This is a genomic window from Geothrix limicola (genome assembly GCF_030268085.1).
GTDB lineage: Bacteria > Acidobacteriota > Holophagae > Holophagales > Holophagaceae > Geothrix > Geothrix limicola.
The window spans coordinates 109,636-124,547 of record NZ_BSDE01000005.1; the positions used below are offsets into that span (position 1 = coordinate 109,636).

Consider the following 14,912-nt stretch of genomic DNA (forward strand, 5'->3'; position numbering starts at 1 on the left):
CGCGAAAGGAATGGTGGAAGCGGAGAAGAGGAGCCATCCAACCTCTCCGCTTTCCTCCGCACCTCAGTTCTCCTCCGCTTCATGAATTCCGTTTCTTTTCCGAACGACTCAAACCTTCACACCGTCGAGCCGATGGAGCCGCAGACCTGAGAATGGCGCGCTAACGCTTGGCCGTCGTGCGACGCGCCGGCCGCACCCAGAGCCTCGGGTCAGCTCGCCCCATGCTCCTTCGTGCATCCCAGTAGGTCCTGAACGACGCCCCGGGTGCCCGTCACCACGCTGCCGGTGTTGAACCAGGTCTGTCCGCCTTCCCAATCCGTGATGCAGCCGCCGGCCTCCTGCAGGAGCAGTACGCCCGCGGCCATGTCCCAGGGCTGGAGGCCCAGCTCGAAGTAACCATCGAAGATGCCGCAGGCCGTGTGGGCCAGGTCCAGCGCGGCGCTGCCGGCACGGCGGATGCCCATGGCGCGGGGGAAGACCCGGCCCAGGGCTTCGTTGAACTTCGGCCAGCGGTCCCCCAGCTGATAGGCGAAGCCCGTGGCGAGATAGGCGCCGTCCAGGCCTCCCTGCTGCGACACGCGCATGGGCTTGCCGTTCCAGGTGGCGCCCATGCCCCGCACGGCCACGAAACAATCTCCGCGCAGGGGATCGAGCACGCAGCCCGCCACGGGGCCTTCCGCGTCCCACAGGGCCACGGAGACGCACCAGTGGGGAAAGCCCTGGACGAAGTTCAGCGTGCCGTCGAGGGGATCGACGATCCAGCGGATCTCGGCGCTGCCCGAACTCCCGGACTCCTCGCCGAGGAAGCCGTACTGGGGAAAGCGGAATTCCAGCTCGGCGCGGATGGCGGCTTCGGAGGCGCGGTCCGCATCGCTCACGAAGTCGTTCTTGGTCTTTTCGTTGATCATGCCGGGCTCGAGTTTCCGGAAATACCCCAGCAGCACCTTGCCGCCGGCCTCGGCCGCAGCCACACATGCATCCCGTTGCGCGTCGAACATGATCACCGTCCTCGCCTCGATTCTGTCACGGAGGCCTCGGCGCGTCGTTTGAGCGCGCGGATCAGGCCCGGGAAGACGAACCAGTGGAAGGGCAGGACGGCGTACCAGTAGAGCAATCCCAGCAGGCCGTGCGGTTCGAAGAAAGCCGTCTGCTCGAGCCGCGAGCCGGTGCCTTCGGGCCGGACGGTGAACTGCAGCCAGGCGTGGCCATCCAGTTTCATTTCGGAACGCAGGCGCAGCAGCCGGTCGGGTTCCAGGGCTTCGACCCGCCAAAAATCCACCGGATCCCCCACGCGGAGTTCGCGCGGATGCCGCCTGCCCCGGCGCATGCCCTTCCCGCCCAGCGCCCGGTCGAGGGTCCCCCGGAGCTGCCAGAGCCAGTTGCCTGCGGGCCATCCGCTTTCGCCGCCCAGGGCGCAGAAGGCCTGGAAGATGGTCCCGGGACGGGCCCGCACGTGCAGGGCGTGGCGCTCCAGCAGCATGCCTTCGTAGGCCCCCAGGGCCCGCCCCTCGGGCTCGCCGGCGAGGCTGGAAGCCCAGGTGGTCTCCACCGCATCCTCGTCCAGGCGCCGCAGGGCCAGTTCGAGGGCCTCCCGGTAGACCATGGGCCGCACACGGAAGGCCTCCAGCGCGCGGGGATCGCGCACCACCACTTCGGTCGTCATCCCCTCCACCAGGGGCTTCGCCAGGGCCATGGGAAGCGGCGTCACCAGCTCCACCCAGATGGCCGACAGGATCGGAAAGGGCACCCGCATGGGCAGGATGACCCGGCGCAGCCCCCGGGCCTGGGCGTAGGCCAGCATCATGTCCCGGTAGTCGAGCACATCACCGCCGCCCACCTCATAGATGCCACTCAGATCGGGATGTTCGAGGGCCTCGGTGAGGTAGGCCAGCACGTCGCGCACGCCGATGGGCTGGCAGCGGGTCTTCACCCAGCGGGGCGTGATCATGAAGGGCAGGCGTTCCGTGAGGTGGCGCAGCATCTCGAAGCTGGCGCTGCCGCTACCCACGATCACGGCGGCCCGGAATTCCAGCACCGGCACACCCGAAGATCCCAGCGCGGCCCCCACTTCCTGGCGGCTGGCCAGGTGGTCGCTGCGGTGCCGCGTGGGATCCCCCAGGCCACCCAGGTAGATGATCCGGCGCACGCCGGCCCTGGCGCAGGCCTCGGCGAAGGTCGTGGCCTGGCGCAGATCCCGGCCCCGGAAGTCGGGACGGTCCTCGCCCATGGCGTGCACCAGGTAGTAGGCCTGGGCCACGCCCCGAAGCGCGGCCGCCAGGGCCTCGGGATCGGAGACATCGCCCTGGACCTTCTCGACGCCGGGCCAGGGCCGGCCCGCCAGGCGTTCCGGGTTGCGGGCCAGGCAGCGCACCCGGTGCCCAGCCGCCAGAAGGCGCGGCACCAGCCTGCCTCCGATATAGCCCGTGGCCCCCGTCACGAGGATGAGAGGTTTCCCCGGATCCATGAGGGAGGCGCCGGCGGGGCCCGGGGTAATCACGGGGCCTCGCCCTCGGGCCAGACGTCTCCCCTGCCGCTGGCAACCCTCAGCAGAACCCCGGATCGTGTCATGGAATCTCCGATTCCAAGTATGGCCCCTCGAAAATCCTGACGAATTTGGTAAACTTTATCGGGAGACCGCCATGCCCAAGGTCATCAACATCGAACCCACCCCCAATCCGGATGCCCTGAAGTTCCTGGTGCACCCGGCCATCCTCAAGGCGGGTTCGCGCTCGTTCAAGGATTTCGGCGCGGCGGTGGGCGACCCGCTGGGCTCCTGCCTCTTCGGCTTGGGCAAGGTCACCTCCGTGTTCTACATGGACCGCTTCGTCACCGTAAACAAGGAGCCTTCGGCGGAGTGGAGCGATCTCATCGATCCCATCTGCGAGGCCATCGAGGATCTCAAGCTGCCCGAGAACGAGACGGGCGACACGGCGGCCCAGCTTTCGGGGGACGCTGACGCCACCCTGGAGCGCATCAACCACCTGCTGGACACCCGCATCCGCCCAGGCCTCGCCGGCGATGGCGGCGGCCTGGAGGTGATCTCCTTCGACGGCCAGACCCTGCAGATCAGCTACCACGGTGCCTGCGGCTCCTGCCCCTCCTCCACCAGCGGCACCCTGCGCTACATCGAGGGGTTGCTGCAGGAGGAAATCAGTCCAAGCCTTCGCGTGGTCAGTTGGTAGGAATCCCCTAAAACGTTCCAAACCCCTTGGCTTCATCGGATAGGGCTTGCGCCTCCGCAAAAGACCGGCAACCTAGAACAAACCTCTGGAGCTCGCGTGGTCGTGGCCAAGCCCGTCAAGCGTCGTAGCGGCACCTCGGACCACCTGTCGGCCCTGTCGGACCTGCTACAGGACAGCCGCACGGACGCCGCGAAGCTCTTCGAGCAGGGTCTCGCGTTGCTCGTGCAGGCCCTGCGCGTGGATCAGGCGCTGCTGACGCGGGTCACCGCGCTGGGTCATGAGGTGGTCTGGTGGGCTTCCTCCCGCCGCACGGATACGAACGGCATCTTCGAATCGCCAGAAAAGGGATTCTGCCCGCTCGTCATCGCCCATCCCGAACGCACGCTCACCATCCGGGACGCCGCCGCGGATCCGCGGTGGCGCAAATCCACGGGCTGCGTGGAACTCGGCCTCCACGCCTACGCCGGCGTGGCCCTGAAGGTGAAGGACCAGGTGCTGGGAACGCTCTGCGTGCAGCACCATGCGGCCCACCCCTTCACCCGCGCGGAGCTGGCCCTGCTCAAGACCATGGGGCACCTCATCGCGCGGACCCTGGAATCCGAGAACCTCAAGCAGGAACTCCAGGCTGCCCTGGACGCCCTGGAACTCAGCAGCGCCATCGTCGAAGACAGCGCCCTGCAGAGCGCGCGCTCGGGCCTTCCCAATCGTCGCTACCTCGAGATCTGGCTGCGCTCCGCGCTCTTCATGGCGCGCCGGCGGCGGGAACCCATGGCCCTCGCGCTGTGGTCGCAGCCCATGGTGAGTGGCACCAAGGGCAAGCTGGCCGCGGCTTCGACTCACCTGCGCGGTGAGGATCTCCTCGTCGAACTCTCCAGCGATCAGTACCTGCTGCTCATGCCCCACACCAGCGATTCGGGCGCGGAAGTCCTGCTCACGCGCCTGCGCGGCATCCTCGGAGACCATCCGACCGGGGCCGCCCTCTGGCTTCCGGACGGAAAGGACATGACCTTGAAGTCGACTTTGCGACACGTCGCCAAAGCCTTCACTGACGCCAATCGGGAGAAGGTCCCGCTCGTCTGGAGCCGCGGCTGAAGCGGATCTCCCGACCTCATTGCTGGCTCATCATCGTCGTCCGTGGGATGATGAAAAGCTCTGGTACAGCCGGTTGAAGTCCGGCCTTTTGGAGGTGGATGTTGGACACTCCGACCCTGGTGAAAGCGGCCCTGAACGCACTGGATGGCTCCAATGCCCCCAGTCGCGAGGATCTCTGCCACTGGTATGAGCTGATGCACCTCGGACGCCTGCTGGACGACAAGGCGCCGAACTACTTGAAGCAGGCCATCGGCTGGTCCTATCACGCGCCCTGCGCGGGGCATGACGGCATCCAGCTGGCGGCGGGCCTCGCTTTCCGCGCGGGCCGCGATTTCCTCTTCCCCTACTACCGCGACCTCCTGACCTGCCTCGCGGCGGGCCTCACCCCCGAAGAAATTCTGCTCAACGGCATTTCGAAAGCCACGGATGCCGCCGGCGCCGGGCGTCACATGAGCAACCATTTCGGGAAGCCCTCCATCGGCATCCAGAATGTGTCCAGCCTCACGGGCAACCACACACAGCACGCAGTGGGCCTCGCCCGCGCCATCAAGTATTACGGCCGTGATTCCATCGTGTTCACCAGCCAGGGCGAATCCTCCCTCTCCGAGGGCTACTGCTTCGAAAGCATCAACGGCGCCGACCGCGAACAGCTGCCGGTGGTGTTCATCATCCAGGACAACGGCTACGGCATCTCCGTGCCCAAGCGCGATCAGAGCGCCAACGAGCACATCTGCGACAACTTCAGCGGCTTCCCCAACCTGAAGATCATCAAGTGCGACGGCCTCGACTTCCCCGATTCCATGCGCGCCATGGAAGAAGCCCTGGCCTACGTCCGCACGGGCAAGGGCCCGGCCATGGTCTATGCGACCTGCGTGCGCATCGGCAGCCACTCCAACTCGGACCGCCACGAACTCTACCGCGATGACGCCGAGCGCGCCGAGGCCAAGGCCAAGGATCCCCTGCCGAAGTTCCGCGCCTACTGCCTGGAGAACGGCCTCAGCGAGGAAGAGCTCAAGGCCATCGAGATCGACAACCAGGCCCGCTACCTGGCGGCCCACGACAAGGCCATGGCCGCGCCCAATCCGGAACCGGCCAGCATCCATGATTTCGTCATTCCGGAAGGTTGGGTCTCCACGCAGTACCCAGAGGGCACCCACCAGGCCAGCGGCGACAGCCTCAGCCTCATCGCGGCCCTGAACCAGACGCTCAAGGAAGAATTCCGCCACAACCCCGACACCTTCATCTGGGGCCAGGACATGGCCAACAAGGAGAAGGGCGGCATCTTCAACGTGTCGAAGGGCCTGCAGCAGGAGTTCGGCGAGAAGCGCGTCTTCAACGCGCCCATCGCGGAGGACTTCATCGTCGGCACCGCCAACGGCTTCTCGCGCCTCGACGACAAGATCCGCGTGGTGGTCGAAGGCGCCGAATTCGCCGACTACATCTGGCCTGCCGCCGAGCAGATCGTGGAAACGAGCCACGACTACTGGCGCAGCAACGGCCAGTTCTCGCCCAACATCACCATCCGCATCGCCTCCGGCGGCTACATCGGTGGCGGCCTCTACCACTCGCAAAATGTGGAAGGCTGGCTCACCACCCTGCCGGGCATCCGCGTGGTGGTGCCCGCCTTCGCCGATGACGCGGCGGGCCTGCTGCGCACCGCCATGCGCAGCCGCGGCACCACCCTCTACCTCGAGCCGAAATTCCTCTACAACGCGAAGATGGCCCACGCAGTCGTGCCGCCGGACTTCGCCGTGCCCTTCGGCAAGGCCCGCGTCCGCCGCGAAGGCACCGACCTCACCATCCTCGCCTACGGTACACCCGTGCACTTCGCGCTGGAAGCCGCGGCCAAGCTGGAGAAGGAAGGCAAGTCGGCGGAGGTCGTCGACCTTCGCAGCCTGAGCCCCCTCGACACCGACGCCATCGTGAAGTCCGTGAAGAAGACCCACCGCGTGCTCATCGCGCACGAGGACAAGGTCTTCGGCGGTTTCGGCGGAGAACTGGCCGCCATCGCCGCCTCGGAATGCTTCCCCTGGCTCGACGCCCCCGTCGAGCGCGTGGGCTCCGAATTCACGCCCGTGGGCTTCAACCGCATCCTCGAACGCGCCACCCTGCCCAACGCCGACAAGGTGCTGGCCGCGGCGCGGAAGGTGCTGGCCTTCTAACTGACCCACCACGGAGACACGGAGGGCGCGGAGAAAAGCACACGGAGAAACCGGTTCGCCATCTTCCCCGTGATCCTTCCGTGCTCTCCGTGCCTCCGTGGTGAATCCTTCCTCTCCGAGGTCCCCATGCAGTTCGGTCCCTGGGATGTCCAGATCGTCAGCGGCGGCACGTTCCGGCTGGATGGCGGTGCCATGTTCGGCACGGTGCCCAAGGTCGTGTGGAACAAGATCTATCCCGCCGACGAGGAGAACCAGATCCTCATGGCCACCAACTGCCTGCTGATCCGCGGCGAGGTCGGCGGCAAGCGGCACGTCATCCTCGTGGACAACGGCAACGGCGACAAGGAGACCGACGACTTCATGGCGCGCTTCAAATTCGAAGGCCGCGGCGTGTTGGACGCCAACCTCGCGAAACTCGGTGTGAAGCCCGAAGACATCACCCTCTGCATCCTCACCCACCTCCACTTCGACCATGCGGGTGGCAGCACGCGTTTCGATGCAACTGGGAACCCCGTCCCCAGCTTCCCGAATGCGCGCTACCTGGTGCAGGCGAAGGATCTCGCGGATGCCAAACACCCCCACCTGCGCGTGAAGGCCAGCTACCTGCCCAAGACCTGGGAGCCCCTGGAGGCCGCGGGTCTCCTCGACACCGTGGACGGCATCGCCGAGATCCTGCCGGGCATCTCTGTGCGTCCCGCCCCGGGCCACATCGAGGGCCTGCAGAACGTCGTGATCGAAGGGGGCGGTCGGCGCCTCGTCTACCTGGCCGACCTCATCCCCACGGCCCGCCACATCCAGCCCGCCTGGGTCATGGGCTACGACCTGGACGTGGTCACCTGCGTAGACGAGCGCCTGAAGCTCCTCGCCGAAGTCGCCGGCACGGACACCGTGTGCGTCTTCGAGCACGATCCCGAGATCCCCGCGGGCACTGTGAGCCGGGACGCCAAGGGGCGATACGCCGTCGAGCCAGTCCAGCTCTAATCCAAACGGATTAGCGCCCTCGGAAACAGCCCTCGAAGACCGTTTTCCGGGAATCAATCCCCCGTTGGAAGCATCCAAGGCTGCACCCCGGGAGGGCTCATGCGTCTTGGAATGGCTCCGCTCCTTCTGGCCGCTCTGCTCGCCTGCGGAGGTGGCAACCACACCAACTCGCCTGCCCCTCCGCCACCACCACCCCCCACGGGCGGTCAGTTCTCCGTGGCCACCGTCGTCTCAGGGCTCGCCCAGCCCACGGCCATGGCCCTGGTCCCCGACGGCCGCATCCTGGTCTGTGAACAGGGCGGCACCCTGCGCGTGGTGAAAGGCGGCACCCTCCTGGCCACGCCCTTCCTCACTGTGCCCGTGAGCGCCTCCGGCGAACGCGGACTCATCGGCGTGACCGTGGATCCGGCCTTCGCCACCAACGGCTATGTCTACGTCTACTACACCGCCCCCACGCCGGCGGTGCACAACCGGCTGAGCCGCTTCACGGCCTCGGGGGATCAGGCCCAACCGGGCAGCGAGGTCGTCCTGCTGGATCTGGACAACCTGAGCTCGGCCACCAACCACAATGGCGGGGGCCTGCATTTCGGGCCCGACGGAAAGCTCTATGTCGGCGTCGGTGAGAACGCCACCGGCAGCAACGCCCAGACTCTCAGCAACCTGCTGGGAAAGCTGCTCCGGATCAACCCCGATGGCAGCGTGCCCGCCGACAATCCCCTACTGGCCCAGACCTCGGGCAAGAACCGGCTCATCTGGGCCCTGGGTCTGCGGAATCCCTACACCTTCGCCTTCCAGCCAGGCACCGGCCTCCTGCTCATCAACGACGTGGGCCAGGACACCTGGGAGGAGATCAACAAGGGCCAAGCCGGCGCGAACTACGGCTGGCCCGCCACCGAGGGCATGACCTCCAATCCGGCCTACGTATCTCCGATCTACACCTATCAGCATGGCCTTAACGACGTGAACGGCTGCGCCATCGTAGGCGGCGATTTCTACGATCCCGCCACGCCGACCTTCCCCGCCGCCTTCCTGCACCAGTACCTGTTCATGGACTACTGCGGCGGATGGCTCCGCCGGCTGGATCCCGCCACGGGCCTCGTGAGCGATTGGCTGACGGGCTTCTCCAGCCCCGTGGACCTCCGCGTGGCACCGGACGGCTCGGTCCTCGTCCTCGGCCGGGGCGGCGGTGGCACCCTGCAGCGCGTCACGTACACGACGCCCTGATTCAGAATTTGTAGGCCTCGGGCACGACGACGATGCCCTTGCTGGAACGGGTGAAGCGCCGCGCGTCCTTCTCCTCATCCAGGCCGATGGTCTCGCCGGGCGGGATGACCACGTGCTTGTCCACGATGCAGCGGCGCACCTTCGCCCCCTCGCCCACGACCACATGGTCGAAGAGGATGGCGTCTTCCACCTCCGCCTCCTCGCGGACGTGGACGCGGGAAGCCAAGATGGAATGGCGCACGGCGCCCCCGACGATGACCGTGCCGGCGCCCATGATGGAATTGGTCATCAGGCCGTCCCGCCCGCTCGCGCCGGGCACCATGCGGGCAGGCGGGTTCTGGCCGTGGTAGGTGCGGATGGCCCAGTCCCGCTGGTAGAGGTCCAGGGGCGGCACGGGCTTGAGCAGGTCCATGTTCGCCTCGTAGTAGGCGTCGATGCTGCCCACATCCCGCCAGTAGCGGTCCGGCGTGACGCGGCCCCGGGAGCCGCCGAACTCGTAGGCGTAGACGCGGTGGCTGGCGATCATGCGGGGGATGAGGTCCTTGCCGAAATCATGGCTGGAGGCGGACCTGGCGCTGTCCTCACGCAGGGCCTCGATGAGGAGCCCCTTCGGGAACACATAGATGCCCATGGAGACGAGGGCCGTCTGCGGATCGTCCGGCATGGGCTTGGGGTGGTCGGGCTTTTCCTGGAACTCGACGATGCGCGATTCTTCGTCGATGGCCATGACGCCGAAGGCGCTGGCCTCCTCGAGGGGCACCTTCATGCAGGCGATGGTCAGGTCGGCGGCCTTCTCGTCGTGGGCCGCAAGGAGGGCCGCGTAGTCCATGCGGTAGATGTGGTCGGCCGCCAGGATCAGCACCTTGTCGGCGCTGTTGCGCTCCAGCAGGAAGAGGTTCTGACCGATCGCATCCGCCGTGCCCGTGTACCAGGAGGCTCCCGTGCGCATCTGGGGCGGCACCTCGGTGATGTACTCGCCGCATTCGGGATTGAAGATGGCCCAGCCATCCCGGAGGTGCTTGTGCAGGGAATGGGATTTGTACTGGGTCAGCACCAGGATGCGGCGCAGCCCCGAGTGGAGGCAGTTGGAGAGCGTGAAATCGATCACCCGGTACTTGCCGCCAAAGGGCACGGCCGGCTTGGCGCGGTCCGCCGTCAGGGGTTGCAGCCGCGACCCGCTTCCGCCCGCGAGCAGGATGGTGAGCGTCTGTGCCGGCATGGAACCTCCCGATCCTGGTGGCAGGCGCCCCGGGCCCGGGGCCGCCGGCTCCGGCCAACATGCGCCCTCTCCCCCGTTGAATCAAGCCCGTTCCCGGGAGCCTCCGATCTCCCCGGACGGGCTCCGGCTCCGGCCGCGTCCCGCGCTAGACTAGAACCTTCAGAGCAGGAGACCCATGGCCTTCACCCCCGGATCCAGGCGCGGCGCGATGGCGGACATCAACATGACGCCGCTCATCGACGTGATGCTGGTGCTGCTGATCATCTTCATGATCGCGGCGCCCATGATGACGACGGGCGTGGACGTGAAACTTCCCGAGAGCCGCACGGGCCGCAATCTGGAAAGCGAGGCCCTCACGGTGTCGGTCACTTTCGACGGGCGGCTGCAGTTCGGTCAGGCCTTCATGCCCCTGCCCGTGCTCGCCAACCAGCTGAAGGCCAAGGCCCAGAGCGGCGGCAAGCGCCCCGTGCTCGTGCGCGCGGATCACAACGTGCCCTATGGCCGCGTCATCCAGGTGGTGGACGCCATCCGCGAGGCCGGATTCACCCAGGTGGGCTTTGTCACAGCCGCCGCGCCCGCGGCGCCCCCCATCGACCTCGCCGCCGCGAAATGAGCCAGGACCTCCAAGCCTACCTCCGCAGCCGCGCCCACCTCGGCGAGCTCCGCTGGGCGCCGGGCCTGGCCCTGAGCCTGGGCCTGCACCTGGCCCTGGGCCTGCTCTTCTTCTGGCCCCGGGGCGGAGCCTCTGACAAGCCCGAGGAGGCGAAGATCACCTGGGTGAACCTGCCCGCCGCCATGGCCGGTGCCTCCGGCGGCTCCGAGGCCCAGGAAATCGGCAAGTCCGGCGAGCGCCTGCGGCGCGTGGAGGACGTGGCGCCCGTGCGAGAGACTGCCCCCTCGGCCACGGCCCCCGATCCCTTCGCGACGAAGACCACCAAGGCTGCGGCCAAGGGTGACAACAAGGATGCGGCGAGCCAGGGCACCGGAACCACCACGGCCAAAGGCAAGACCGCCGCCACGAACCCCGTGGCCGGCGCCGTGGGCGCGGGCAACGGCGCGGCCTTCGGCACGGGCAGCGGCATCCCGGGCCTCAATCCCACCTCGGGCGTGCAGGGCGGCGTGGGCCTGGTGGGCGGCGTCGATGGCGACTTCCCCTACACCTGGTACCTGCAGCAGGTGCAGACCCGCATCACCTCGAACTGGAACCGCGTCTCCAGCACCCAGGGCCGCGTGCAGATCTACTTCCGCATCGCCAAGGACGGCAGCCTCGATCGCGTGCGCGTCGAGATCCCCAGCGGCAACGCCGCCATGGACGAAAGCGCCCGCATGGCCGTGCTGCGCTCGGCGCCCCTGCAGCACCTGCCCGAGGGTTTCGACGGGCCCTACCTCGGCGTGCGCTTCTGGTTCACCTACCTGGGCAACTGAGCGCGTACACTCGCAGGATGCTTCCCCTCCTTCCCCTGGCCGCCCTCGTCGCCCAAGCCCCGGCCCCCGTCGCCCCGGCAGGCGGCATGATGACCGCGGTGACGGCCGAGCCCAGGGAGGTCCGCCCCGGCGATTCGGTGCTGCTGACCTGGGCCTTCCCGCAGATTCCGCAGATCCGTCTGGAACCGGGCGGCATGGTGCTGCCGGGGAAGTACCAGGTGACGCTGCGCCCGGCCTACACGACCACGTACCGCGTCTTCGATGGGCGGCCCGGCGGGGCTGAACTGGGGCATGCGGACGTGCGCGTGACGCCAGGCATGGCCCTGGGCGATCCGGCCCGCATCTGCGCCTTCGAGGCCAGCACCAAGGCCGTGCTGCCCGGCGAACCCGTCGTGCTGCGCTGGGAATGCGCGGGCAGCGCCAAGGTGCGCCTGGAGCCCGGCGGCCTCGAACTGGACGGCAAGAGCGAAGTCACCGTCACACCTTTGGAGAGCACCCGCTACACCATCACCGCCAACAACGCCGCCGGCGGCCAGAGCCGCACCGTCGAAGTCTCGGTGCTGGGGCACCTGGCGGCCGCCCTGCCGGCCCCGGCCTCCGTGTGCACCTTCGAAGCGAGCCGCGCCGTCGTGAAGCCCGGCGAACAGGTGGACCTCCGCTGGCTCTGCCAGGGCAATGCCCGGGTGCGCCTGGAACCCGGCGGCCTCGAGCTGGACGGCCAGTCCAGCATCGCCGTCGTGCCCGACAAGACCACGGTCTACACGCTCAGCGTGAGCAACCTCATGGGCGGATCCTCCCGCAGCGTGGAGGTGCGCGTGGAAGCGCCGCGGCGCGTGCTCACGGAAAAGGATCTGGAAAGCGCCGAGGAGGCCGCCAAGCCCCTGGACCGCATGGACGTGACCGAAGCCCTGCATTGGGGTGAGACCAAGCGCGGGGCCGCCCCCGAAGGCTCCTGGACCCTGCGCCTGGTGGTGTCGGGCCGCGCCGATGGCCTTCGCACCGTGGCACGGGCCGCGGGACCCAAGGCCAGCGAAGTCCTCGTGCTGCCCTTCCTGCGAAAGGATGGCCTGCGATTCTGGCAGGCCTGCTATGGCACCTACCCGAGTCGCGCCAAGGCCTGGAAGGCCTGGCGCACGGCGCCATCCTCCCTTCGCAAGGCCTTCCGGGACGCCCTGCCCCAGCGGATGCCCGCCGAATCAGCCGCCCCGCCCGTGGAAACCGCTACTGGCGAGTGACTTCCACCGTGAAGGGATCGCCGATCATGTTTTCATCCAGGCTGTCCACGATGAAGTAGACGGTGCGCGCCTCCTTCGCCGGGTTCTTGTAGGTGGCCATGGGCTCACCGGTGGGGATGCGGTTCTGCAGCAGGCCTTCTTCCAGGCGGCCCCAGGCGTTCACCCCCAGCACACGGAACCAGGCCTTCCGGCCTTCCACCACATGCACCTTCACGCTTCCGCCCCCGGGTACCTCAATGGCATAGGCACGCCATCCGCTGATGTTCGGCACCTTGTCCTTCACGCGGCAACTTCCGGCGGGTAATTGAAGCGCCGGAATGGAAGGCCCTCTCCGAGCCACCATGCGGGCCTGTCCCATGATGTCCCGATCCGCGCCCGCATCACGGCCCTGAGGTGTCATGGGACCTCTGGGCGCGGCGGCGAGATCCTTGGCCTCCAGTTCTGGAAGCGGCACCGCGGGAGCTTGGGCGACCAGTGCGGGAACGGCGAGCAGCAGGGTCAACATGGGCACCTCCGTTTATTTAGATGGTCGGATGGAGCATAACGTTGATCCCGCATTGCGAAATCAGAGCTTTTTCAGCAGGTCCTCGGCCACGCGCCCCGCGGCGCCGGGTTCGCCGAGGTGCCCCCGCACCTCTCCCAGGTCGGCCCGGATGCGCCGGGCCTGGTCCGGATCCAGCAGGCGGCTCAGTTCAAGCGCCAGCCGTTCGGGCTGGACGTCGTCCTGCAGCAGTTCCGGAGCCACCTCGCGGCGGGACACCACGTTGGCGAGGCCGAAGTGGGGCACCTTCACGATGCGCTTGGCGAGCTGGTACGTGAGGCCATTCAGCTTGTAGACGATGGCGAAGGGGGTTCCCAGCAGGGCGGTCTCCAGGGTGGCCGTGCCCGAGGCCACCAGGGCGGCGTCCGCATAGGCCCGGGCCGCGTAGGTGCGCCCCTGGACCAGGGTCACGGGAGCCTCCCCGAGGTAGGACCGCACGAAAGCCGGATCCAGGGTCGTCGCCACCGGCAACACCCACTGGATCTCGGGCCGCTCCCGTCGCCAGCGGTGGGCCAGGGCCGCCATGGGTGGCAGCAGGCGCTGGATCTCCCCCGTACGGCTCCCCGGCAGCAGCGCCACCAGCGGCTTCGAAGGATCCAGACCCGTTTCGGTGAAGAAGGCCTCGCGCCCGCATTCGGGCTTCACCACTTCCACGAGGGGGTGCCCCACGAACCTGGCGTCCACGGGATAGCCCTGGAAAAGCTCCGGTTCGAAATCGAAGAGGCAGTAGAGCGTGTCCAGCAGGGTGCCCAATTTGGGAATGCGCCCCTTCTTCCAGGCCCAGACCTGGGGGCACACGTACTGGTGCAGCTTCACGCCGGGCATCTGTTTGCGGAGAGACGCGGCCAGGCTCAGGTTGAAGCCCGGGTAGTCGATGAGCAGGGCGCCGGAGATGGCCTCCTCCTTCGCGGCGGCGAGGATCGCCTGCTTGAGCCGGTTCAGCTGGGGCAGATGCTTGATGACCTCGATGAAGCCCACGACGGCGAGATCTTTTACGTCCGCCAACTTGCGATCCAGGTAGGGCGTCATGCGCGGGCCGCCGACACCGACGATGCGCAGGTCCGGGCGGCGGGCCTTGAGTTCGCGCAGCAGCTCGGCACCGTGGAGATCGCCGGAATCCTCGCCGGCGATCACAAGCAGAGTCCGATTCATGAATGCCCCCGCCGACTTTCGGGGTTCAGGTGCTGACCGAAGACCAGGCTGTCGTCAGGCACCACGGGCCTTCCGAGGGCGGTCGTCGGCATTTCAGCGGGAAACAGCACGGGCGGATGGGCGGCCTCCAGCGCTGCGGCCTCGCTGCGAAACGTCTGCGGATCCTCGGCGGCCAGGGCCATGTCCCACCGGTAGCCCAGGGCCTGCAGGGGACGCAGGTCTGTCCCGGGTTCGCAGACGCCGCACCAGAGCCGATCGGCGAGGGGTTCGGCATCCAAGATGCCGGGATGCCAGCAGAATCCCACGGCCTCTCCATGGGCCTGCCGGAGCAGGTCCAGCATAGCGGATTCGGCACCGGGTTCCAGGCGCAGCGCCAGCTTGATGCCGCGACCCGAGGTGGCTTCCAACAGCGTTTCCAGCTGTCCCAGGATCCTGAATCCGGCTTCGCGGGTCTGCGGGCGACCCACGGGGATGACGAGGAAATCCGCACCTAGGCCGTGGCGCAGCACCTCCATGCCCTCCTCCACCGGCGCTTCGCCGGGCAGGTGGACAGCATGCACGGCCAGCCCACGCCGCACGGCCGAGGGCCACTGCGCATGCAGGCCGCCCTCCCACCGGAGCATGAGGGGCCCCAGGGAGAGCCAGGGCGTTGGATCGGAATGGGACGAAATCAGGGGCACGAACCGCATGGGTTTATCA

14 protein-coding genes are annotated in these 14,912 nt (G+C 67.6%); 8 read left to right on the top strand and 6 right to left on the bottom strand.

Translation table 11 applies throughout. The annotated features are described in order from the left end of the window. Window positions 1-209: 209 nt before the first annotated feature. Both QSJ34_RS13145 and QSJ34_RS13150 read right to left on the bottom strand, forming a co-directional pair. A complete protein-coding gene (locus tag QSJ34_RS13145; RefSeq protein WP_285575966.1) occupies window positions 210-998 on the bottom strand; it encodes an inositol monophosphatase family protein in 789 nt (262 codons plus the stop codon). 2 nt (window positions 999-1,000) lie between these two features. Continuing rightward, complete coding sequence (locus tag QSJ34_RS13150) at window positions 1,001-2,497, bottom strand: SDR family oxidoreductase (RefSeq protein WP_285575969.1); 1,497 nt, start codon at window positions 2,495-2,497, stop codon at window positions 1,001-1,003. A 142-nt stretch (window positions 2,498-2,639) separates the two neighbouring features. On the opposite strand from QSJ34_RS13150, the gene QSJ34_RS13155 reads away from it, so the two are divergent. The 5 genes from QSJ34_RS13155 (at window position 2,640) to QSJ34_RS13175 (ending at window position 8,641) form a co-directional block, all read left to right on the top strand. Beyond that, a complete protein-coding gene (locus QSJ34_RS13155; protein WP_285575971.1) occupies window positions 2,640-3,182 on the top strand; it encodes a NifU family protein in 543 nt (180 codons plus the stop codon). 96 nt (window positions 3,183-3,278) lie between these two features. Next, window positions 3,279-4,274, top strand: coding sequence for a GAF domain-containing protein (locus QSJ34_RS13160; RefSeq protein WP_285575973.1), 996 nt, complete (start codon window positions 3,279-3,281; stop codon window positions 4,272-4,274). Window positions 4,275-4,468: 194 nt separating this feature from the next. Next, entirely contained in the window at window positions 4,469-6,436 is a 1,968-nt protein-coding gene (locus QSJ34_RS13165) for an alpha-ketoacid dehydrogenase subunit alpha/beta (RefSeq protein ID WP_420798859.1), read from the top strand. A gap of 126 nt (window positions 6,437-6,562) precedes the next feature. Next, entirely contained in the window at window positions 6,563-7,417 is an 855-nt protein-coding gene (locus tag QSJ34_RS13170; RefSeq protein WP_285575977.1) for an MBL fold metallo-hydrolase, read from the top strand. A gap of 99 nt (window positions 7,418-7,516) precedes the next feature. Continuing rightward, a complete protein-coding gene (locus tag QSJ34_RS13175; RefSeq protein ID WP_285575979.1) occupies window positions 7,517-8,641 on the top strand; it encodes a PQQ-dependent sugar dehydrogenase in 1,125 nt (374 codons plus the stop codon). 1 nt (window position 8,642) lies between these two features. Here the strand turns inward: QSJ34_RS13175 and glgC are convergent, their stop codons facing one another. Next, entirely contained in the window at window positions 8,643-9,860 is a 1,218-nt protein-coding gene (gene glgC, locus QSJ34_RS13180) for a glucose-1-phosphate adenylyltransferase (RefSeq protein ID WP_285575981.1), read from the bottom strand. A gap of 175 nt (window positions 9,861-10,035) precedes the next feature. On the opposite strand from glgC, the gene QSJ34_RS13185 reads away from it, so the two are divergent. Genes QSJ34_RS13185 through QSJ34_RS13195 form a run of 3 tightly spaced genes read left to right on the top strand, consistent with a single transcriptional unit; the run spans window position 10,036 to window position 12,520 of the window. Then, window positions 10,036-10,473 (top strand): ExbD/TolR family protein, encoded by a 438-nt coding sequence (locus QSJ34_RS13185; RefSeq protein WP_285575983.1) that lies wholly within the window; start codon window positions 10,036-10,038, stop codon window positions 10,471-10,473. Beyond that, entirely contained in the window at window positions 10,470-11,285 is an 816-nt protein-coding gene (locus tag QSJ34_RS13190; RefSeq protein WP_285575985.1) for an energy transducer TonB, read from the top strand. The genes QSJ34_RS13185 and QSJ34_RS13190 overlap by 4 nt, the downstream gene beginning before the upstream one ends. Window positions 11,286-11,302: 17 nt before the next feature. Next, window positions 11,303-12,520, top strand: coding sequence for a hypothetical protein (locus QSJ34_RS13195; RefSeq protein ID WP_285575988.1), 1,218 nt, complete (start codon window positions 11,303-11,305; stop codon window positions 12,518-12,520). On the opposite strand, the gene QSJ34_RS13200 is transcribed toward QSJ34_RS13195, so the two are convergent. The 3 genes from QSJ34_RS13200 to QSJ34_RS13210 are packed head-to-tail and all read right to left on the bottom strand — an operon-like array spanning window position 12,507 to window position 14,902. Beyond that, window positions 12,507-13,025 carry a hypothetical protein gene (locus tag QSJ34_RS13200; protein WP_285575990.1) on the bottom strand — a complete coding sequence of 173 codons (519 nt, stop codon included), beginning with the start codon at window positions 13,023-13,025 and terminating at the stop codon, window positions 12,507-12,509. The two genes, QSJ34_RS13195 and QSJ34_RS13200, sit on opposite strands and share 14 nt — an antisense overlap. A gap of 60 nt (window positions 13,026-13,085) precedes the next feature. Continuing rightward, a complete protein-coding gene (gene lpxB / locus QSJ34_RS13205) occupies window positions 13,086-14,213 on the bottom strand; it encodes a lipid-A-disaccharide synthase (RefSeq protein ID WP_285575991.1) in 1,128 nt (375 codons plus the stop codon). Continuing rightward, the gene (locus tag QSJ34_RS13210; RefSeq protein ID WP_285575993.1) at window positions 14,210-14,902 is read right to left on the bottom strand and encodes a hypothetical protein; all 693 of its coding nucleotides are present in this window, start codon (window positions 14,900-14,902) and stop codon (window positions 14,210-14,212) included. Before QSJ34_RS13210 ends, lpxB begins: the two co-directional genes overlap by 4 nt. Window positions 14,903-14,912 lie beyond the last annotated feature (10 nt).